General features: G+C 43.6%; 20 protein-coding genes and 1 riboswitch. Of the genes, 15 read left to right on the top strand and 5 right to left on the bottom strand.

The window, feature by feature from the left end:
• Positions 1-12: 12 nt before the first annotated feature.
• From CS060_RS01795 to CS060_RS01775, 5 genes are all read left to right on the top strand, one after another.
• Entirely contained in the window at positions 13-1,269 is a 1,257-nt protein-coding gene (locus CS060_RS01795) for a sensor histidine kinase (RefSeq protein ID WP_257211098.1), read from the top strand.
• Between the two features lie 92 nt (positions 1,270-1,361).
• Positions 1,362-2,777, top strand: a complete 1,416-nt coding sequence (gene bcaP / locus CS060_RS01790; protein ID WP_035049656.1) for a branched-chain amino acid transporter BcaP — start codon at positions 1,362-1,364, stop codon at positions 2,775-2,777.
• Between the two features lie 54 nt (positions 2,778-2,831).
• Positions 2,832-2,984, top strand: a riboswitch (yybP-ykoY riboswitch).
• A gap of 41 nt (positions 2,985-3,025) precedes the next feature.
• Entirely contained in the window at positions 3,026-3,811 is a 786-nt protein-coding gene (locus CS060_RS01785) for a TerC family protein (protein WP_035049655.1), read from the top strand.
• A gap of 57 nt (positions 3,812-3,868) precedes the next feature.
• On the top strand, positions 3,869-4,372 hold the full coding sequence (locus tag CS060_RS01780; protein ID WP_021094305.1) for a ferritin: 504 nt from the start codon (positions 3,869-3,871) through the stop codon (positions 4,370-4,372).
• Positions 4,373-4,456: 84 nt separating this feature from the next.
• A complete protein-coding gene (locus CS060_RS01775; RefSeq protein ID WP_035049653.1) occupies positions 4,457-5,314 on the top strand; it encodes a DnaD domain-containing protein in 858 nt (285 codons plus the stop codon).
• 11 nt (positions 5,315-5,325) lie between these two features.
• Here CS060_RS01775 and CS060_RS01770 read toward each other — a convergent pair whose 3' ends face one another.
• From CS060_RS01770 to CS060_RS01755, 4 genes are all read right to left on the bottom strand, one after another.
• A complete protein-coding gene (locus CS060_RS01770) occupies positions 5,326-6,672 on the bottom strand; it encodes a (Fe-S)-binding protein (RefSeq protein ID WP_099668622.1) in 1,347 nt (448 codons plus the stop codon).
• Positions 6,669-8,081 (bottom strand): glycolate oxidase subunit GlcD, encoded by a 1,413-nt coding sequence (glcD, locus tag CS060_RS01765; protein ID WP_035049652.1) that lies wholly within the window; start codon positions 8,079-8,081, stop codon positions 6,669-6,671. Before glcD ends, CS060_RS01770 begins: the two co-directional genes overlap by 4 nt.
• Positions 8,082-8,176: 95 nt before the next feature.
• Positions 8,177-9,280: a CdaR family transcriptional regulator gene (locus CS060_RS01760; protein WP_099668621.1), complete on the bottom strand. Its 1,104-nt coding sequence runs from the start codon at positions 9,278-9,280 to the stop codon at positions 8,177-8,179.
• A 64-nt stretch (positions 9,281-9,344) separates the two neighbouring features.
• On the bottom strand, positions 9,345-11,111 hold the full coding sequence (locus CS060_RS01755; protein WP_035049650.1) for a methyl-accepting chemotaxis protein: 1,767 nt from the start codon (positions 11,109-11,111) through the stop codon (positions 9,345-9,347).
• A gap of 173 nt (positions 11,112-11,284) precedes the next feature.
• Between CS060_RS01755 and CS060_RS01750 the strand changes: the two genes are divergently transcribed.
• The 6 genes from CS060_RS01750 to CS060_RS01725 all read left to right on the top strand — a co-directional run bounded on the left by CS060_RS01750 (position 11,285) and on the right by CS060_RS01725 (position 18,550).
• On the top strand, positions 11,285-12,301 hold the full coding sequence (locus tag CS060_RS01750; protein ID WP_035049648.1) for a LacI family DNA-binding transcriptional regulator: 1,017 nt from the start codon (positions 11,285-11,287) through the stop codon (positions 12,299-12,301).
• 70 nt (positions 12,302-12,371) lie between these two features.
• Positions 12,372-14,714, top strand: a complete 2,343-nt coding sequence (locus CS060_RS01745; protein ID WP_099668620.1) for a glycoside hydrolase family 65 protein — start codon at positions 12,372-12,374, stop codon at positions 14,712-14,714.
• Positions 14,711-15,400 carry a beta-phosphoglucomutase gene (pgmB, locus tag CS060_RS01740; RefSeq protein ID WP_082180340.1) on the top strand — a complete coding sequence of 230 codons (690 nt, stop codon included), beginning with the start codon at positions 14,711-14,713 and terminating at the stop codon, positions 15,398-15,400. The genes CS060_RS01745 and pgmB overlap by 4 nt, the downstream gene beginning before the upstream one ends.
• A 56-nt stretch (positions 15,401-15,456) precedes the next feature.
• Entirely contained in the window at positions 15,457-16,725 is a 1,269-nt protein-coding gene (locus CS060_RS01735; RefSeq protein WP_099668644.1) for an ABC transporter substrate-binding protein, read from the top strand.
• Positions 16,726-16,828: 103 nt separating this feature from the next.
• Positions 16,829-17,719, top strand: a complete 891-nt coding sequence (locus CS060_RS01730; protein ID WP_035049542.1) for a carbohydrate ABC transporter permease — start codon at positions 16,829-16,831, stop codon at positions 17,717-17,719.
• A 12-nt stretch (positions 17,720-17,731) separates the two neighbouring features.
• Positions 17,732-18,550 (top strand): carbohydrate ABC transporter permease, encoded by an 819-nt coding sequence (locus CS060_RS01725; protein ID WP_035049544.1) that lies wholly within the window; start codon positions 17,732-17,734, stop codon positions 18,548-18,550.
• A gap of 26 nt (positions 18,551-18,576) precedes the next feature.
• Here CS060_RS01725 and CS060_RS01720 read toward each other — a convergent pair whose 3' ends face one another.
• Positions 18,577-18,912: a DUF3905 domain-containing protein gene (locus CS060_RS01720; protein WP_035049546.1), complete on the bottom strand. Its 336-nt coding sequence runs from the start codon at positions 18,910-18,912 to the stop codon at positions 18,577-18,579.
• Positions 18,913-18,995: 83 nt separating this feature from the next.
• On the opposite strand from CS060_RS01720, the gene CS060_RS14015 reads away from it, so the two are divergent.
• From CS060_RS14015 to CS060_RS01710, 4 genes are all read left to right on the top strand, one after another.
• Positions 18,996-19,136 carry a hypothetical protein gene (locus tag CS060_RS14015; RefSeq protein ID WP_180271035.1) on the top strand — a complete coding sequence of 47 codons (141 nt, stop codon included), beginning with the start codon at positions 18,996-18,998 and terminating at the stop codon, positions 19,134-19,136.
• On the top strand, positions 19,133-19,288 hold the full coding sequence (gene ykzP / locus CS060_RS14010; RefSeq protein WP_006321568.1) for a protein YkzP: 156 nt from the start codon (positions 19,133-19,135) through the stop codon (positions 19,286-19,288). Before CS060_RS14015 ends, ykzP begins: the two co-directional genes overlap by 4 nt.
• Entirely contained in the window at positions 19,285-19,428 is a 144-nt protein-coding gene (gene ykzE / locus CS060_RS14005) for a protein YkzE (RefSeq protein ID WP_009362504.1), read from the top strand. The genes ykzP and ykzE overlap by 4 nt, the downstream gene beginning before the upstream one ends.
• A 367-nt stretch (positions 19,429-19,795) precedes the next feature.
• Positions 19,796-20,629: a hypothetical protein gene (locus CS060_RS01710; protein WP_035049548.1), complete on the top strand. Its 834-nt coding sequence runs from the start codon at positions 19,796-19,798 to the stop codon at positions 20,627-20,629.
• Positions 20,630-20,640 lie beyond the last annotated feature (11 nt).

Genomic DNA, 20,640 nt, shown 5'->3' with positions numbered 1-20,640 from the left:
GAGTTGAGAAAGATGACATATATCAATCAGCACGTGTTAAACAATTTGTTTTACATTTTAGTGAGCATTTTTTTCTTTTACTTTTTATACGATTACGTTCGATTTTTCCAGCGCCAAAAAGTGTATCAACGTTTGTTGTTTGTTGTTTGCTTAAGCGTGCCGCTTATTTTATGTATGAAATATCCGATTTACATTGCGCCCGATTGCGTGCACGATTTGCGGCAAGTTCCGTTTCTCATCGGCACGTTTTACGGCGGATGGACGGTGAGCCTGCCGTTGCTTATTATTTTACTCGTTGCGCGATGGGTGATGTACGGGTATCAGTTTATTACGGTCGCTGTGTACGTCATGATGTTTATGTTCGGAAGTTTGTTTTCTCCATTTTTTAAACAGTTGCCGAAAACAAAACGGATGATTGCTTCCATGATGATGACGTTTATTCTTGCGATTGCAGCAACAATATTAGCGATAGCAATTTCCGATTTTGAAGTGACCGAGTCGTACATCGTTGATTTTATTCTCGTCCCTCCTGTCGCCGTACTATTTGTTGTGTTTATGATGGAAACGTTACGAGAAGCGTTGCTCATTCGTTCGAAAGCGATCAAGCTGGAGAAAATGGAAGTCGTTAGCCAGCTTGCCGCAAGCATTTCCCATGAAATTCGCAATCCCCTTACCGTTGTCAAAGGATTTATGCAACTGATGAGAGGAAAAGACATATCGGAGGAAACGAAAGAGCAATATATGAATATCGCCCTTGAGGAATTAGACCGCGCCTGTGCCATTATTGACGATTATTTAACGTTTGCGAAGCCGTTCCCAGAAAAAACAGAACCGCTTCATGTGCATCACGAACTACAAAAAGTGATCGACATGTTGCGTCCGTTCGCGAACATTCATGGGGTGAAAATCGTCCCAACACTTATGCCTGCGATCATCAAAGGGAACGGACAATATTTTCGGCAATGTTTTTTAAATATAATAAAAAATGGAATTGAAGCGATAGAAGGCGAGGGGGCGGTGTACGTCGCTGTATATGTCGCTGAAAAAACGGTTACGATCGTCGTGCGCGATGAAGGAAAAGGAATGACGAAAGAGCAGCTTGCGCGATATGGGGAACCGTATTTCAGCACGAAAGAAAAAGGGACAGGGCTCGGGGCGATGGTGTCGGTTCGCATCATTGAAATGATGAACGGCACGTGGACGATGGAAAGCGAAAAAGGGCGCGGAACGACGATGACGGTGACATTTCCTCTTTTATTAGAAAAATAAAAATATTGCGAAATAGCGAAAAAGTATTGTCTTTAACGATTTTGGGCGTTAAAGTATAAAATAAACATCATAAGTAAGGGGAGTTTACAACGATGAGTTTGTTCAGGAGAAAGTCGATTGAATCGCTCATGAGCGATTCAGGGAAAAATGGTACTGCGCTCAAAAAAGAATTAGGTGCATTTGATTTAACGATGCTCGGGATCGGAGCGATTATTGGAACGGGTATTTTCGTTTTAACGGGAGTGGCAGCGGCTGAACATGCAGGACCAGCGCTCGTTCTTTCGTTTATTTTATCAGGATTGGCGTGCGTCTTTGCGGCGCTTTGTTATGCGGAGTTTGCGTCAAGCGTACCGGTATCAGGAAGTGCGTATACGTATAGCTATGCGACATTTGGTGAATTGATTGCTTGGATGCTTGGCTGGGATTTAATTTTAGAGTATGGCGTGGCTGCTTCGGCAGTTGCGGCGGGTTGGTCTGGTTATTTTCAAGGATTGCTTGCCGGGTTTGGCATTGAGTTACCGAAGGCGTTGACAAGCGCTTACGATCCAGCGAACGGAACGTTTATTGATGTGCCAGCGATTGTGATCGTTTTGCTTATTACGTTTTTATTGACGCAAGGCGTTCGCAAATCCGCCCGTTTTAATGCCATTATGGTCTTCATTAAAGTTGCGGTCATTTTATTGTTTATTGCGGTTGGGGTTTGGTATGTGAAGCCAGAAAACTGGACGCCGTTTATGCCGTTTGGGTTTTCAGGTGTTGCCGCAGGAGCTGCGACGGTGTTTTTTGCTTACTTAGGGTTTGATGCTGTATCGACAGCGGCAGAAGAAGTGCGCAATCCACAGCGCAATATGCCGATTGGGATTATCGCATCGCTTGCGATTTGTACACTTCTTTATATTGCCGTCTCGCTCATTTTGACAGGCATTGTGCCGTATGATCAATTAGGGGTAAAAAATCCAGTTGCTTTTGCGTTAAATTATATTCATCAAGATTGGGTGGCTGGGTTTATTTCGCTCGGTGCGATTACAGGCATTACGACCGTACTTCTTGTCATGCTTTATGCGCAAACGCGCCTCTTTTATGCGATTAGCCGCGACGGCTTGCTTCCTTCGTTGTTTGCGAAAGTGAGCGCGCGCAAACAAGTGCCACTTGTCAATTCGTGGGTAACAGGCATTGCGGTTTCCATTTTTGCAGGGGTGATTCCGTTAAATAAGTTGGCCCATTTGACAAATATCGGCACGTTGTTTGCGTTTACAACGGTTGCGATCGGCATTTTAATTTTACGTAAAACAGAACCGGACTTAAAACGAAGCTTTATGGTGCCATTCGTGCCGGTCATTCCATTGCTTGCGGTAGCGTTTTGTTTATATTTAGCGCTTCAGCTTCCAGCGACGACGTGGTTAAGCTTTGGCGGCTGGCTTGCGGTCGGTCTTGTCATTTATTTCTTGTACGGTCGCAAACATAGTAAGTTAAATGAGGCAAACGTTGGACAAAAACAAGTAAGTTAACGGATTGACAAAATAAGTTCGTACGCTTATAATGAAATTACAAATAACATAGTTTTCCTTTACAAAGGGGAGTAGCGTTCAGGCGTTGCCTGAAAACAAAGTCGTCAGTTCATGGACATCGTCCATCGGCTTTGTTGGCACAACATGTGTCTAGCGAGACCTTTGCCGTTCGGCAAAGGTCTTTTTTGCGTTCTCGTGATTTTTGCCGACGGACGAGGGAAAACTACATATTACAGGAGGGATCATTCATGGATGTATCATTATTGTTAGAGTACGGTTGGGTGCTTCTCGTTTTAATCGGTTTAGAAGGCATTTTAGCCGCCGATAACGCCGTTGTGATGGCGGTGATGGTAAAGCATTTGCCAGAGAAAGAGCAAAAGCGGGCGCTCTTTTACGGGCTTGCTGGGGCGTTTATTCTTCGTTTTGCGGCACTTTTCGTCATTTCGTATTTAGTGAACATTTGGCAAATTCAAGCGCTCGGCGCATTGTATTTAATGTTTATTGCGGTGCATCATTTTATAAGCAAAAACAGGGACGGTTCACATAAAGAAGGGAAAAAACAATCTGGCTTTTGGATGACGGTATTGAAAGTGGAACTTGCCGATTTAGCGTTTGCGATCGATTCGATTTTAGCGGCGGTCGCTTTAGCGATGACGTTGCCGAATACGAATTTACCACCAATCGGGGGGCTAGATGGCGGAAAGTTTTTAGTCATCTTTGCCGGTGGATTAATTGGTGTCATTATTATGCGTTTTGCGGCAAATGCGTTCGTGAAGCTATTACAAAAACGCCCAAGCTTAGAATCGGCTGCATTTTTAATCGTCGGTTGGGTTGGCGTGAAGTTGGCAATATATACGCTTGCGCATCCAAGTTTAGCGATCGTCTCTGAACATTTTGCGCATTCGGCGTTATGGAAGTCGATTTTCTGGATCGTGCTTTTAGCGATTGCAGCTGGCGGTTGGTTTTTCTCCGGAAAAGAAACGAAACAACAAAAAGAAGCCATTCAAACGTTGAAAAAAGCACAAAACGAATAAGGGGAGGCACGTTCCTCCTCTTTTTGTTATAATAAAGAAAGAGAGGAGTGTTGATGTATGTTAAGTGAAAAATTGTTAAACGGATTGAACGATCAAATGAATTTTGAATTTTATTCGGCGCATGCGTACATGGCGATGGCAGCATATTGCTCGGCGGAAGGGTTGGACGGTTTTGCGAACTTCTTTTTAGTTCAAGCGGAAGAAGAACGCTTCCATGCGATGAAGTTTTACAACTTTATTAACGCGCTTGGCGAACGAGCGATTATGACAGGCTTCCCATCGCCAAACAACGAATTTACGTCCGTTCGCGATTGTTTCGAAAAAGCGCTCGCTCATGAAAAAGAAGTGACGCGCCGCATTTATAAACTATCTGACTTAGCGTTAGACGAGCGCGAACATGCGACAATGAACTTTTTAAAATGGTTTATTGACGAACAAGTGGAAGAAGAGTCGCTGTTTGATACGCTTATCCAAAAGCTTAAGCGCATCGAAAACGACAGCAACTCGCTATTTATGCTTGACAACGAACTCGCTCAGCGCACATTTACACCAGAAGCATAAAGGGAATGCATACGCATTCTCTTTTTTTTCCCTCCTAACTAAATCCTGCGCATGAAGCGATAGATAAATGTAGGAGGGATGGAGATGAAATGGTTAGTCGATGATGATCCGTTGTTCGTATTGCCGTCTGTGGCGGTAAAGCTCGGATTGAATGAAAGCATTTTTTTACAACAGCTTCATTATTGGCTCGGAAAAAGTACGCATACGTACGATGGATATACATGGGTGTATAATACGTACGAAGGATGGAGAAAACAATTTCCGTTTTGGTCGGAAAGCACGATTCGGCGCACAATCGTTCGGCTTGAGAAAAAACGGATTGTCGTTTCGCGCTATCGCTCAAAGCTTGATAAAACAAAATGGTATCGCATTGATTATGATGTGCTTGCACAAGTGCTTGACACAAACGTTGTACATGACGAGTCGAGTAGGCAACATGACGAGCAAGCGATGTGCATAGAACAAAAAACGAATATTCAACATGACGAACAGACGATGCAACATGACATGTCGCACATGTCAACTTGCCAAGACGCACATCGCAATATGAACAGACAAACAAATATAACAACAGATGATACATTACAAAACATGATCCAATTTTATGAACAAAACGGTTTTGGGACGATGAATAGTTATATCGAAGAAAAAATGGCGTTATGGGTCAATGAAACGTCAGAGGAATGGGTGCTAGAAGCGCTAGCGACTGCATTAAAAAACGGGGTGAAAACGTGGACATATGCGGAAGGTATTTTACGCAACTGGAAGAAAAACGGATATATGCGTTCCAAACATAGAAGAAAACGAGCGGTGCGAACGGAAATGATTCCAGAATGGCTACATATCGACTATACACAATATGAGCGAAAAACGTATAGCGAAGCAGAGTTGCAACAAAAGAGGCGCGAACTAGAGGAGCGATTAAAAAAGAAAAGGGCATGAATACTCATACCCTATCCGATTTGTTTAAGCGGTTTGTTCATTTGTTTTGTCGCTTCCACAGCTTCTAAAAGCAATTCAACGAGATGAACGGCGCGCACGTTTGTGAGTCCTTCCCGTTCAATGCCGAGCTTCATTTGCAGCAAGCAGCCCGGATTGGCGGTCACAATCGTCGTTGCTTTCGTTTGTTTTACTTGTTCCATTTTGTAATCGAGCACTTGCATCGACATGTCCGGCTCGATGATGTTATAAATGCCTGCGGAACCACAACATCGGTCGGCATCTTTCATTTCACGAAATTCAACGCCCGAAATAGATTGCAGAAGAAGGCGCGGTTCACTTGCTGTTTTCATGACGTTGCGCAAATGGCATGAATCTTGGTACGTCACCATTTGGTTTGGCAAGCGCCATCTTTGCTCGTGAAAGCCGAGCTCGACTAAAATGACTGATACGTCTTTCACTTTTGCGACAAACGCTTTTGCGCGCTCGGCCCAAACAGGATCGTCTTTTAACAAATGGTCGTATTCGATTAAAAAGGCGCCGCAGCCGCCAGCGTTTGTGACGATGTAATCGACATCGAGTGTTTCAAACGCTTCGATGTTGCGTTTGGCTAACGTTTTTGCGTCCGCTTTTTCACCGCTATGTCCATGAAGCGCACCGCAGCACGTTTGCGCCTCAGGAATGACGATGTCGCACCCCACAAGCTGCAACAGTTTCATCGTTGCATCGTTTATGTCCATAAACATCGTATCCATTAAACAGCCGCTAAAAAAAGCGACGCGACGCTTTCGAGGGATGAGTGCCTCAACGTGCGTCGGGCGTTCGTTCATTTGTTTCCACGTTGGCACGTTCGGCAATACGTTTTCCATCGTCGCTAAATGGCTTGGTAATAGGCGCAACAAGCCGAGTTTACGAACGAGCGTCTGCAACCCTGAACGTTGATAAAAGCCGATAAGTGCCGTCAACATGCGCATGCGTTTTGGATGCGGAAAAAGCTGTTTGAATACAATGTGGCGAATGAAACGGACGATCGGTGAATACGTTTTATGTTGCGCAATAATGTCGCGCGCTTCTTCAAGCAAATGACCGTAGCGCACGCCAGAAGGGCAAACCGGCTCACAAGCGCGGCAGCCAAGACAGAGTTGAAGGGAACGTTCGACATCTTCATCCGGCTCAATGAGTCCATCGACGACCGCTTTCATTAACGCGATCCGTCCGCGCGGGGAGTGCGACTCTTGAAAGCCGGATTCAATATACGTCGGGCATGTCGGCAAGCAAAAACCGCAACGCATACAGTTTAATAGCTCGTCTTCATTCATGCGCGCTTGAAATTGTTGTTGGATATGATGTTCGTTTTTCATCGTGTAATCACCACCCGTTTGCGCGTGCTTTTGGCGAACACTTTTCCTGGATTCATAATGTTGTTTGGGTCAAGCGCTTGTTTAATCGCCTTCATGGCAGCGATTCCTTCTTTGCCGAGCTTCCACTCTACATACGGCGCTTTCATGACGCCGACGCCATGTTCGCCTGTAATCGTGCCGCCAAGTTCAATCGCTTTGGCAAATATGTCTTCAAACGCTTGCTCGACGCGATGCAGTTCATCTTTGTCGCGCACATCAGTCGGGCATGTCGGATGAAGGTTGCCGTCTCCCGCATGGCCAAACGTGCAAATGTTGACGTTATATTTTTGCGCAATATCGTTAATCGCTTTCACCATATTCGCAATTTGCGAACGCGGAACGGTCGCATCTTCTAAAATCGTCGTCGGCTTTAAACGGGCGAGTGCTGATAGTGCCGAACGTCTCGCTGTGCGCAAGTTGTTCGCTTCTTCTTCTGTTTTTGCTACTTGGACGGAAATGGCGTTTTGCTCTCGGCAAATGCGCGCCATCGCTTTCATATCTCGCTCAACGACTTCTTTTGGCCCGTCTTGTTCGATCAGCAATACCGCTTTGACGTCTGTCGGCAAGCCAATGTTGACGAATGATTCGACGACTTGTAACGTCGGTTGATCTAAAAATTCAAGCGTCGTCGGAATGATTTTATTGGCGATAATGGCTGAAACGGAACGTGCGGCTGCTTCTAAATCTTCGTATAACGCCAGCATCGTTTGTTTCGTCTCCGGCATCGGAATGAGTTTTAACGTCGCTTCTGTAATGACACCGAGCGTGCCTTCCGAGCCGACAAATAGGCGCGTTAAGTCGTAGCCAGCGACGTCTTTGGCGAGCTTTCCGCCTGTGCGAATGATGTCGCCATTGGCGAGCACGACTTCAAGCCCCATGACGTAATCGCGCGTCACTCCGTACTTTAAGCCGCGCAAGCCGCCGGAATTTTCATTAATGTTTCCTCCGATCGTCGAGATTTTCATCGAGCTTGGATCTGGCGGATAAAACAGCCCTTTTGCTTCAACGGCGTGAATGAGATCAAGCGTAATAACGCCGGGCTGAACGGTTACCGTTAAGTTTTCTTCATCAATTTCTAATATGCGATTCATATGTTTAAACAACATCACGATGCCGCCTTCGGTTGGGCATGTGCCTGCACAAAGATTCGTCCCTGAACCGCGCGGAACGATCGGAATGCGTTCTTTATTACAAATTTTTATAATTTCACTCACTTCTTTTGTGTTGCGTGGTGCGATGACGGCATCAGGAATAGATTGAAAGTTTGGTGTTGCGTCGTATGAATAAACGATCCGTCCAGCTTTCGAATCATCGTAGTTTTCTGCACCGACGATGTCAATGAGCTGTTGTTTCATTTGTTCGGTGATCATATCATCGACCTTCTTTCTCCCATTTTTACTATAAGCATAAAAAAAAGCGGGAAAACCCGCTATGGATGAATATATAAAAATAAAACGTTTACATCTTATTTTTTTGTTGTTTCATCTAAAAAACGAATAGCTAAATATAAAGTGACGACATGTTCGATATTGCGCACGTTTAAATTTGTATATTCTTGTACTTTTTTTAGCCGATAATGAAGCGTATTAATATGAATGTGAAGCGCTTCGGCTGTTTGTTTGAGCGATAAGTTGTTTTCGAAAAAAGCACGTAACGTATGAAGAAGCTCTTGTTCATTCATTAATGGCTCAATCGTTCGTTTGATAAGTTCTTGTTTTGTCGCAAGCGAAATGTCTTCTAAACACATGTCCAATCGTAAATCTTCATCGAAAACGATGTCTCCTGTTTGTTTGGCGATATGAAGTGCGCGTTCGGCTTGTTTATACGAATGGTACGCCTGTTTACTATCTCCCATTTTTCCGCATCCGATATGAAGCGTCACACCATATTTTTCTAATAGTGCGCGTTGCATCGTTTTTATTTTAGTGATCGTTCGTTCTTTATCGTCGTCTGTTTGTAAAATAAGTAAGCGGTCGTTTCCCCAACGGACGATGACGTCACGTTCATCGCTCCAAACGGTTTGAACGTATTTCCATATGTCAACAGAAAGCGGTTGTTTTTTCTCATCTAATGAAGCGATGATGGCGCGCCGTTTCGCATGCAAGTCAATATGAAACAGTTGAGCGCGTTCGTAAAACGATGGCGACCACTCGTGCGCTTGCAGCCATTCAAAAACGAACGTTTCAAGCGTCCGCGCTTCGAGTTGAAGTTGTTCGATGTAATAGTTTTCTTGAATAAGAAGCTCGGTCATTTTTTTTAATAGTTCTCCATAAGGTGACACTTTTTTCGGGTCGCCTGTAATGCCGATGACGCCGATGACATCGCCGTGAAAAAAGATCGGCAAGTTGATGCCAGCTTTTACGCCTCGCAATACGTTTTCATCTTCTTTTGTAATAACTCGTTTTTTCTTTTCTTGGCAAACGAGAAACGCCCCTTCATGAAATTTGCCGAGGCGCGTCGTATCGGTGCTCGCCATAATGATGCCGTTTGTCGCGACGATAATAATGTCTTCATCAATGAGGCGTCGGACGTCGGATACAATTTTTTTCGCCAGGTGAGGGGAAAGCATGCATTCACTTCCTTTCAAAAAGCAACCGTCCTTTTTGCTTTGCAAAGAAGGACGGTTGTCCGAGTTACATGTGAAAACGTGCGACCGCTTGACGAAGCTGTTCAGCGGTGCTTGCGAGTTCTTGCGAAGAAGCAAGCAACTCTTGCATCGTTGCGTTTTGTTCTTCCGTCGTTGCGGCAACTTGTTCAATGTTTCTTGCGGATTGCGATGAAATATCAATAATTTGATCGGCAAATGCGGTCATTGTTTTTACTTTTTCGTCAACGGCACGAATCGTATCGTGCACCGTATCGCTTTCTGTTTGGACGCGCGCCATATCGGTCGAAATGGAACGGAAAATATGTCCGACTTGTTCGACGAGCGAATGACCTGTTTGGAACGATTCGCTACTTTCATTCATCACATGTACAGCGTGCGCCGTTTGCGTTTGCGACTGCTCAGCAAGGGTGCGAATGTTGCCTGCCGCATGCGCCGTTTGTTCAGCAAGCTTACGCACTTCTTCAGCAACGACGCCAAATCCTTTTCCGTGCTCGCCTGCTCGTGCGGCTTCAATCGCCGCATTTAACGCAAGCAAGTTCGTTTGATCGGAAATGCTCGTAATAAAGCCGACGATTTGATGAATTTCTTTTGATTTATCGTTTAGTGATTCAATGACGGTAGCAAGCCGCTCAATTTGTTCGCGAATGAGCTTCATTTGTGCAACCGTTTGCTCTACTAGTTCCGTTCCTTCATTCACGCGTTTCGTTGCTTCGTTTGTTCGTTTCGTTGTTTCGGATACTTTCGCCATGACGGTCGTTAACGCATCAGATACGTTATGCACCGCCTCATTTGTTTGTTTCGATACGTTTACTTGCTCATCTGCACCAGAGGCAACTTCGAGAATCGCTTGTGTAATTTGTTCGTTCGCTTCTGTCGTTGCTTCTGCGTTAAGTCGCAACGTTTGCGACATGTCGTTGACGTGTGTAGCCGCCGCTTGAATTTGAGCAATCGATTGTTCCAATCCGTCCGCTAACTCATTCATCGCCTGAGCGATTTGTCCGACTTCGTCATTTTTCGTATCGGTCAACCGTTGAACGCGCAAATTGCCACGCGCGAGCTCATGACAAACGTGTACGACTTCGTGTAATCGTTTGCTAATTTTTCGGCTGACGACGATTAAAGCGATGACCGATAAAACGATCGCAACAATGACGGTTGCAATCATCATAAAAATATTTTTCGCAATCGTATCGTTCATTTGCGCCGTCAACGTGCTTCTATCATCCATGACGATTTTTCTTAATAGATCAAGCTTTTCAATGCTCATATCACGAATCGTTGCTGCTTTATTTTGAAAGCTAATGACTTGGAAAATATCAATTTGTTCGCCGCGATCGCGATACATGAGGACGACCGGTTGAATCGTTTTATAAAGAAGTTCGTTCAGTTGGTTTTCAATCGAAATGGTTGAATTGTAAATCGTTTTTGCTTCTTCTGTTTTCATATGCGGTTTTAGCTGTTTTATTTTCTTATTGAATTGATCTGTTAAATCGTTGTATTGCCAAAGCGTCTCTGGACGAGGATTTGTCATATAGTCAGTAATGACGATATATTTTTGTTTAAATAATGAGCCGAGGTCGGTAATTAAAATCGCTTGGTCGCTTTTTTGTTCGACTTGTTTGACGACGTTTGTTAAGTTGTTGACGAGTAAAAAGACAAAAATGAAAACGCTGACAAATAAAAGTGTAGCAAAACTGAAAACGATTCCATATTTTTTCCCAATCGTCATTGCTTTGTTCGATTGCGTCGTTTTCGTTTTTTTCTGAAAACGGTTTGTCCATCGTCCCTTCATCATGAAGCCTCCTTTGCTTTTTTCCCATTATAGCACGATTTGTGGAGAAGAAGGGAGAGTATTTTTGGACAAAATGCCACGAATTTTGTCACAAATTTTTTGTTGCAATCGGTTTCAATTTCGTTTACAATTCAAATCAACAAGGAATCCGAAACGTTTTGGAGGAAGTGAAAGTGACAACGATTAAAGATATTGCGAAAGCAGCTGGCGTGTCGGTAACGACTGTTTCGCGCGCGCTAAACGGTTATTCGGACGTTAGTGAAAAGACGCGCAAAAAAATTATGGACATTGCCAAGCAGCTGAATTACAGTCCGAATACGCTTGCGCGAAGCCTTGTCATGAATAAATCGAAAACGATTGGGCTGCTCGTTTCAGGGATGACGCGCTCAGCGGTGAAAGACAACTTTACGTTTGAAGTGATGACAGGCGTCAACGATTATATCGCAAAAACAGACTATGACGTCATTTTGTTTAATACAAATTCGACGAAACAGCGGGAAAAAACATATTCGCAACTATGTCGCGAACGGCGTGTCGACGGCGTCATTTTACAAGGGATTAAAACGGACGATCCGTATTTAACGGAAGTCGTCGAAAGCGATATCCCATGCGTGTTAATCGACATTCCGATTCAGTCCGACCGCGTCGGATACGTCACAACCGATAACGTACACGGGGCGAAAAAAGCGGTGCAACATTTGCTTGAACTTGGCCATCGCCACATTGCGATGATGAACGGACACGATTACGCTTTTGTAAGCAAACAGCGCCTGCAAGGGTTTTATGAGGCGATGGAAGAAGCGAACGTGCCGATTCAAAAAGAATGGATTGTAAACGGTGACTTTTCAGAGGAGATGGCAGAAGCCCGAGCGTATGAGCTGTTTATGAAACATCAACACATTACCGCGATCTTTTGTGCGAGCGATTTAATGGCGCTTGGCGTCATGAAAGCGCTCAAACAGCTCGGTTTACGCGTGCCTGAAGATGTATCGGTCGTTGGATATGACGACATTTTACTTGCTTCATATGTATCTCCCGCATTAACGACGGTGGCGCAAAATAAGTTTCAAATGGGCTATGAAGCGGCAAGTATGCTCATTGATATGCTTGAAGGAAATGAAGCGAAAGTCGTGACGTTGCGGACGCAACTTGTCGTGCGCGAGTCAACGGCGGAAGTGAAAAAGGGGTAGCCCTTTTTTCATACGCAAAATCCGAAACGTTTTGGAAAAACTACATTCATACGAGGAAAGGGAGTTTACGATGCTGCAGTACAACTTAGGAACAGGCGAGTATAAAAACTGGATCGTGTCAGAAGTGCAATTTAACCCGTATGCGCTCGGAAAATGTGAAGCGATTATGGCGCTCGGCAACGGATATATGGGGCTTCGTTCAGCGACGGAAGAGTCGTACGTCGGGCAAGTGCGCAATTTATTTGTCGCTGGTACGTTTAACAAATTTGATGAATACGAAGTGACAGAACTGCCGAATGCACCAGATGTCGTTGAGTTAGACATTTGGTTAAATGGCGAAAAGTTTTCGCTAGAAAAAGGAAAAATCATTCATTATCGCCGCGATTTAAACATAAAAGATGCGGAATTAGTGCGCCACATCATTTGGGAAAATACGCGCGGCGAGCAGTTTGAGCTTACGTTCCGCCGCTTTGTGTCGCTAAAAAACTTACATCTCATCGGTATGAAGATGGAAATAAAACCACTCAATTGCGATGCGAACATTCATATTACATCAGGCATTAACGGACAAATGACAAATAGCGGGGCGCAACATTTCCACGAAGGCGAAAAGCGCATTTTTGATAAAAAATACTTGCAACTTATTCAAACGACGACGGAATCGAAAATTGATTTTGTTGTGAATGCAACGCATCGATATATGATTGACGGAAAAGAAGTCGAAACAGAGCCGCGCATGGCGATCGACCGCCGCAAAGTGTTTATTCAAGTATCATTTGATGTCAAACGAGGAGAGACGTTTACGTTTGAAAAGCTCGCCAACGTGTACACAAGCCGCGATAAACAGTACGATCATGACGCATACAGCCTTGATGTCATGCGGCAAGAGGCGTTAAGCGACTTAAAAGAAGAAGCGAAAAAAGGGTACGATGCGCTCTTTTTCGAAAACGTTTCGGAATGGAAAAAACGTTGGGAGCAAATGAACATTACGATCGAAAGCGAAAACGAATTTGACCAGCTTGCGATTCGCTTTGCGCATTACCATTTAATCATTATGACGCCAGCGCATGACGCACGCTTTGGTGTAGCGGCAAAAGGGTTAACAGGCGAAGGATATAAAGGGCATTCGTTTTGGGATACGGAAATTTTCATTTTGCCGTTTTTCACATACACGTTCCCGCATATCGCCCGCAGCTTGCTTGAATATCGTTACAACACGATTGAAGGGGCGCGCCGAAAAGCGAAAGCGAACGGCTATGAAGGAGCGATGTATCCGTGGGAGTCAGCGTTTACAGGCGATGAAGTGACACCAGTATGGGGCGCGGTTGATATTGTAACAGGAAAAGCGACGAAAATTTGGTCGGGCTTTATCGAGCAACATATTACGAGCGATATCGCGTTTGCGGTATGGCAATATTACAAAGTGACAGGCGATGAGGATTTTATGAAACGTTGCGGCTATGAAATGTTGTTTGATACGGCAACGTTTTGGGCGAGCCGATTAGAATGGAACGAAGAAAAGAAACAATATCACATTAACGATGTCATCGGTCCAGATGAATATAAAGAGCACGTCAACAACAACGCTTTCACAAACTATATGGCGCATTGGAACATTGAAACAGCGATTCGCTATTATGAAAAATTAAAAGAAACGAACGCGGCACTTCTTGATGCGTTACACGAAAAAATTGGCGTGCATGAATCATATAAAAAATGGAAAGAAAAAGTCGATCTTATTTACTTGCCGCAGCCGCGCGAAGAAGATCTCGTCATCCCACAAGATGACACGTATTTAACGAAACAAATCATCGATTTAACGAAATATAAAAAGCAAACGCGCGTCGGCACGATTTTTGAAGATTACAACCTTGAACAAGTGAACAACATTCAAGTATCGAAACAGGCGGACATTATGGTGTTGTTTTACTTATTAGAAAATAAGTTTTCACAAGAAGTGAAACGAGCGAATTGGAGCTACTATGAGCCAAAAACGCTTCATGATTCATCGCTTAGCTTATCGACGCATTGCATTTTAGCGAGCGATATGGACGATCGTGAGTTAGCGTATGCATTGTTTGAACAAGCCGCGCGCATCGACTTAGGACCGAATATGAAATCATCGGATCACGGCATGCATACCGCGTCCATCGGTGGTGTTTGGCAATCAGTTGTATGCGGATTTGGCGGCGTGCGCATGCTTGATGGGAAATTGCGCATTCATCCGAAACTTCCAAAACAATGGAAAAAACTATCGTTCCCGATCTATTGGCGTGGTGATCGGTTAGAAGTAACGGTGACGCATGAACAACTTGTTGTGAAAAAAGTGACGAACGTTCACGATGCCGTGACGTTTGACGTGTTCGGCACAGCATATGAAGTCAAAGATGAAATCACCATTCCACTTACATGAAAGGGTTTGACATGATGAACAAACAATTGAATGCAGTCATTTTCGATTTAGACGGTGTCATTACCGATACGGCAGAGTATCATTTTATCGCGTGGAAACAGCTTGCCGAGGAATTAGGTATCACGTTTGATCGGGCGTTTAACGAGCAGTTAAAAGGAGTCAGCCGCATGGAGTCGCTTGAGCGCATTTTAGCGCTCGGCGGCCAAGCGGATCGCTATACGATGGCGGAAAAAGGGGCGCTAGCCGATAAAAAAAATGAGCATTATAAACAGCTCATTGCGCGCATGACGCCAAGCGATTTGCTTCCTGGCATGCTCGATTTATTGCGCGAGTTGAAGCGTAATCACATAAAAATCGGCTTAGCATCCGCAAGTAAAAACGCGTTTACGGTTATCGAACGGCTCGGCATTCGCGATTATTTCGATACGATCGTCGATGCGGCAAAAGTACAAAACAGCAAGCCACACCCAGAAATTTTTCTTACTGCCGCTGAGCAGTTACGTGTCGATCCGTCTACGTGCGTTGGCGTAGAAGATGCGCAAGCAGGAGTGGCTGCCATCAAAGCGGCAAACATGTTTGCTATTGGTGTCGGCGACAAAGAAGCGTTAAAAGAAGCGGACTATATCGTCGAAACGACAGCCGATTTAACGTACGCTGCGATTGTACACGCTTTTCATCGGGAATAAGGGAGCTCGTCTCCCTTCCATATATACTATATTGAATAAGAAAGGGGTCTTATATGATGAAAAAGAAACAATGGTTTGCAGTTGGGATGTCGACGATGCTTTTTGGAAGCGTTTTAGCGGGATGTGGCGGTGAAGAAAAAACAGCGAAAAACGAAAACAAAGGTGAAACGAAAGAAGAACAAGTGGAAGTGACGCTTGCTGGTTGGGGCGGCAACCCAATGGAACAAAAATTGTTAAAGCAAACGTTAGACGAATTTGAGAAAAAATATCCGAACATTAAAGTGAAACATGAAGTCATTTCTGATCAATATATGGATGTCATTAAAACGCGTTTAATTGGCGGCGAAGGTCCAGACGTATTTTATTTAGATGCGTTCGAAGCGCCAGCGATGATTGAAACAGGTGTTTTAGAGCCGCTTGATGACTACGTGACAGACGATTTTGATATCAACGATTTTGAAAAGCCGCTTCTTGAGGCGTTTAAAGGTCCAGACGGCAAAATATACGGCTTCCCGAAAGACTATTCGACGTTAGCGCTTTTCTACAACAAAAAAATGTTTGCAGAAGCAGGATTAGATGTACCGAAAACGTGGGATGAATTGCGCGAAGCGGCGAAAAAATTAACAAAGGGAACAGAAGTGTACGGATTTGGTGTCGCACCAGAATTAGCGCGCCTATACTACATTGCGGAATCAAAAGGAGGCAAAGTTGTAACAGACAATAAAGCGACTTTTGCCGATCCGAAAGTTGTTGAAGCGTTACAACCAATCGTCGATATGCGCTTAAAAGATAAATCAGCAGCGCAACCAAATGAAGTTGGCGCCGGCTGGGGCGGCGAAATGTTCGGTCAACAAAAAGCAGCGATGGTCATTGAAGGAAACTGGGCGATTCCGTTCCTACAAGAAACGTTCCCGAATACAGAGTTCGGCACAGCAGAAGTGCCAACGATTGACGGCAAAAAAGGAACGATGGCGTATACAGTAGCGTACGTCATGAACAAAGATTCGCAAAAGAAAGAAGCAGCATGGAAACTCATTTCATTTTTAACTGGAAAAGAAGGAATGAAAATTTGGACAAGTAAAGGGTTTGCGTTGCCAACTCGTAAATCAGTTGCCGCTGAATTAGGATACGACAAAGATGAATTGCGCGCAGCGCTCGTTGCAGGGGCACCGTATGCGACAGTATGGCAAAACGGGACGAACTTGCCAATTATTATGAACAACTTTAACAACCAATTTGTAAGCGCCTTTTTAGGTGAGCAACCACTTGCAGAAGCGCTCAAAAAAGCACAAGACATTGCGAATAAAGAAATCGAAGCGAAGTAACGGCTGAGGGGATATTCCCCTCGCTGTTCCCTTCTTTCAAGTGAAGTGATGCACAATCTTCACTTGAAAGAGGCGAATAGCACGATATAAAGGAGATGAAACTATGTTTAGTCGTAAGCGATGGAAAGAAGCGGGAACGGCATATACGTTATTATCGCCAACGTTATTTGTTCTTCTTTTATTCGTTATTGGTCCGATTTTATTTGCGATTTATTTATCGTTTCATAAAGTGCAGTTGTTAGGAGGAGCAAGTTTTGAATTTGTCGGTTTCGACAACTTTACGCGTATATTAGACGATACGCGAGCAAAAATTGCGCTTTGGAATACAGTGAAATACGTGGCGATCGTCGTACCGACGCAAACGATGTTAGCGCTCGTTTTAGCGGCAACGTTAAATGCGGGTTTAAAAGGGGAAAAGTTTTTCCGCATCGTCTACTTTTTGCCGACGTTAACATCATCGGCTGTTTTGACGCTCATTTTTATGTGGATGTACAACCAAAACGGGCTTGTCAATCACGTGCTTCAATTTTTCGGCTTGCCGACGTACAACTGGCTTGGTGATCCGTCTGTCGCATTAAATGCCATTATGATTATGAACATTTGGTCAACCGCACCGTTTTTTATGGTCATTTATTTAGCCGCACTGCAAGACATTCCTGATTCGTTATATGAAGCGGCAGAGTTAGACGGGGCAAACGCTTGGCATAAGTTTTGGTATGTTACTGTGCCGTACTTAAAACCTGTCACATCGTTCGTCGTCATTATGGGCTTAATTGGCACGTTCCAATTATTTGACCAATCGTACATTTTTTCTGGTGGTTCAGGGGGACCGAACAACGCCACGTTAACGGTTGTTCTACTTATTTATCAATACGCATTTAAATCGCTCGGAACGATGGGATATGCGGCAGCGCTCGCGTTTGCATTAGCGATCGTTATTTTACTTGCGACGTGGCTGCAACGGAAATTTTCAAAAGAAGAGTCGCTTTATTAAGGGGGACTAGTGATGAAAAAGTTTGGCAAAGCGTTGTTATATACGATTCTCGTGTTATATGCGATCGTAACGATGATTCCGTTTTTATGGGCGCTTTCGTCATCGTTTAAAACGCTTGAAGAAATTGTGAGCGGTTCGATCAATTTTATTCCAAAACACTTTACGTTAGATAACTATAAACAAATTTTTATTGAACAAGAGCTTTTCCCGCGTTGGTTTATGAACAGCGTCATCATTGCGGTAACGGTGACGATTTTGAATTTAATGTTTAACTCGATGGCTGGTTATGCGCTCGCTCGTCTTCATTTCCGAGGAAAACAGACGATTTTTATGATCATTCTTGCGGTGTTAATGATTCCCGCGCAAGTGACGATGATTCCGAACTATTTAATTTTAAAACAGCTCGGTTGGTTGAACTCGTATCAAGGCATGATTGTCCCAGCGATGATTAATGCGACGTTTATTTTTATGATGCGCCAATTTTTCATTAACTTCCCGAAAGAGTTAGAAGAAGCGGCAGCGTTAGACGGATTAAGCCGCATCGGCACATTTTTCCGCATCGTGTTGCCGCTCGCTCGTCCAGCGCTCGCCGCGCAAGCCATTTTCGTCTTTATGGGCTCATGGAACGACTTTATGCGTCCGCTCATCATTTTGTCTGATCCAAACTTGTTTACGTTGCCGCTTGGATTAAATAGCTTTAAAGGACAATACATTAGCTATTGGAACTACATTATGGCGGCATCAATGGTATTTACGCTACCTGTGTTAGTTATTTATGCGTTTTTCAACCGTTACTTTATTAAAGGCATTTCGTTTACAGGGGGGAAATAACCTCGTGCATGTCGCACGAGGTTATTTTAATCCGCCCCGTATCCGACATCTTTATCCGGGTGCATAAATGGCGCGTTTCCGCCTCGTTTTTTTTCGAGCAGTTGGCGGTTTTCGGGTGTATTCCAACCGATGTCGTTCGTCGGGTGCACCCATTCATCGCCGGTCATGACGCTTGGATCGGTTTCATCGCTCCATTCATTAAGCGGGGAGTGTGGCGAGTTGTATTTGCTGTCGCCGATCACGACCCCGTGTTGATTAACAAATGGTGGCTTCATCTCGATGCCCGTTCCTTTAAACGACGGCGCATGAATTTGATGCGGCTGTGTCTCATCGAAAATGGGCGATTCGATTTTTTTATCCATTATCATCACCTCAGTATTAATGTGGCTAAATGGCGTATAAAATATGTCGCTTTGCGTGACATTACTTGTGAGGGGGAATGAATATGCGTTTTCCAATTGCATCTTTAAATGAACGCGACATTGCCGAAGTGCAACAATTTGAGCGAAAGCTTCGTCAACAAACGGGCGAAGACATCATACTCATTGCGTACAAAAAAGAACGTACGAGAGGTGAACGATTATGAAACGAAAAGTAACGCACGATGCCGCAAAAACGAACAACCAAACACCGACGGAAAGCATGCCAAAAGACGAATTTGAAGCGCAATATGCTGGAGGAGAAGATATGAGCCGCGGGGCAAACCGAAATTCAAAAAAAGGACGGCAAGGAAAATGAAAAAGAAACAAGCGGGCAAAACAGTTCCGATTCCAAGCGACATATTAAAGGAAGAATTCGGACACGAACAAGGCGACATCAATGCTCATAAAGTGATTGAGCTGTTAGAAGAAGCGAAAAAGGAAAAGAAAAATGAGTAAAGTATATTTATGAAATGATTGCATAGTATAAAGTGTAGGCGACATAGGTTCGGACTATGTAGCCATAGAGAAAGGGCTGCTTACGTATACATGAAAGCAGCCCAATTTGTTACGTTTTTTACTTTTTTAAAAATAAATACAATGGTAAAATGGAATAGTAATGGCTCTTTACCAAAAGTCGTACTTGAGATTTACTCTCACATTGGATGGTAGTTAGTACGTCGACGGCTTTTCACGCGGAATCCCGAGTTACTCACCGCCTATATTCAATATCACGCGGAGCCCCGAGGGATATTGATGTACTTTCATATTATAATACGACTTAGGCAAAAGTCAACTTCCAGTTGTTAAGGAACGGTGTTAATTAATGGGTAAGGAAAAGATCATGATATTTTTTGATGAGAGCGGCAAAAGGAGTGTCAAACCTAATTTAATGGGTGGTCTATCTATTCCGTATGAAATATACTATCAAGACGATTTTCAATTATTAACTCAAAAATTGAGAGATGGATTGATTAAGTTACATTTTAAGAGCTATTATGGCGATTCGAATGAAAGGGATAATTTTATTCGTGTTGGCGAGACTTTAGCAAAGTATTCTGAGTTCATCAAAATGATTGTCATTAATTATGATTATTCTGCTCTTGTTGGTACCACTGAATTAGGAAAAGATGTAGTTGAAGATATGATTTACACGAAGTTTCCTGAAAGAATTCTGTATGGTTTACTAAGAGGATACGGTAAGAACATTGACATAGAAGCAGAAGTGTTAATCGAAAAAGCTAATGAGTACGAAAATCTTAATCTTTTCCAACTTAAAGACAAATACGAACATGATGTTGCATTGAATTTAGATGGTTTAGTAAAGGATTTGTTAAATATTCAAGCGCTTTATAGAGGGGAAAATTACGTGATTAATAATTGTAAACTAGTTCCCAAGGGTGAAGAAATCGGCGTAGAAATGACTGACATGATGTTGGGGATTGTGAGAACAATTATAGAAAACAAGCCATCAACTACCTTAAAATATACTGCCAAAAATAAATTAACGATGCACTTATTACGGAATCGAGAGTTTTGTTCTTTAATACAAAATATAAGATATTTTGAATGGGATCAATCCGAAGAATTACCAGAAATAAGTTTAACGAGTTACTTGCAGCTATTCATGGCTAGACATTTTAATGAAACACTAAACTGAGTACCACCAAA

The sequence above is a fragment of the Anoxybacillus flavithermus genome, from assembly GCF_002742685.1.
Classification (GTDB): Bacteria; Bacillota; Bacilli; order Bacillales; family Anoxybacillaceae; genus Anoxybacillus; species Anoxybacillus flavithermus_E.
This window is presented reverse-complemented; position numbering and strand designations above follow the sequence as displayed.

Bases quoted from the DNA above. Each gene is read 5' to 3' on its own strand.
- CS060_RS01795 (WP_257211098.1), top strand. From the start codon at position 13: ATGACATATATCAATCAGCACGTGTTAAACAATTTGTTTTACATTTTA.
- CS060_RS01755 (WP_035049650.1), bottom strand. From the start codon at position 11,111: ATGAAGGGACGATGGACAAACCGTTTTCAGAAAAAAACGAAAACGACG.
- CS060_RS14015 (WP_180271035.1), top strand. From the start codon at position 18,996: ATGCGTTTTCCAATTGCATCTTTAAATGAACGCGACATTGCCGAAGTG.
- CS060_RS01725 (WP_035049544.1), top strand. From the start codon at position 17,732: ATGAAAAAGTTTGGCAAAGCGTTGTTATATACGATTCTCGTGTTATAT.
- pgmB (WP_082180340.1), top strand. From the start codon at position 14,711: ATGAAAGGGTTTGACATGATGAACAAACAATTGAATGCAGTCATTTTC.
- glcD (WP_035049652.1), bottom strand. From the start codon at position 8,081: ATGATCACCGAACAAATGAAACAACAGCTCATTGACATCGTCGGTGCA.
- bcaP (WP_035049656.1), top strand. From the start codon at position 1,362: ATGAGTTTGTTCAGGAGAAAGTCGATTGAATCGCTCATGAGCGATTCA.
- ykzE (WP_009362504.1), top strand. From the start codon at position 19,285: ATGAAAAAGAAACAAGCGGGCAAAACAGTTCCGATTCCAAGCGACATA.
- CS060_RS01710 (WP_035049548.1), top strand. From the start codon at position 19,796: ATGGGTAAGGAAAAGATCATGATATTTTTTGATGAGAGCGGCAAAAGG.
- CS060_RS01745 (WP_099668620.1), top strand. From the start codon at position 12,372: ATGCTGCAGTACAACTTAGGAACAGGCGAGTATAAAAACTGGATCGTG.
- CS060_RS01770 (WP_099668622.1), bottom strand. From the start codon at position 6,672: ATGAAAAACGAACATCATATCCAACAACAATTTCAAGCGCGCATGAAT.
- CS060_RS01780 (WP_021094305.1), top strand. From the start codon at position 3,869: ATGTTAAGTGAAAAATTGTTAAACGGATTGAACGATCAAATGAATTTT.
- CS060_RS01735 (WP_099668644.1), top strand. From the start codon at position 15,457: ATGAAAAAGAAACAATGGTTTGCAGTTGGGATGTCGACGATGCTTTTT.
- CS060_RS01775 (WP_035049653.1), top strand. From the start codon at position 4,457: ATGAAATGGTTAGTCGATGATGATCCGTTGTTCGTATTGCCGTCTGTG.
- CS060_RS01720 (WP_035049546.1), bottom strand. From the start codon at position 18,912: ATGGATAAAAAAATCGAATCGCCCATTTTCGATGAGACACAGCCGCAT.
- CS060_RS01760 (WP_099668621.1), bottom strand. From the start codon at position 9,280: ATGCTTTCCCCTCACCTGGCGAAAAAAATTGTATCCGACGTCCGACGC.
- CS060_RS01785 (WP_035049655.1), top strand. From the start codon at position 3,026: ATGGATGTATCATTATTGTTAGAGTACGGTTGGGTGCTTCTCGTTTTA.
- CS060_RS01730 (WP_035049542.1), top strand. From the start codon at position 16,829: ATGTTTAGTCGTAAGCGATGGAAAGAAGCGGGAACGGCATATACGTTA.
- ykzP (WP_006321568.1), top strand. From the start codon at position 19,133: ATGAAACGAAAAGTAACGCACGATGCCGCAAAAACGAACAACCAAACA.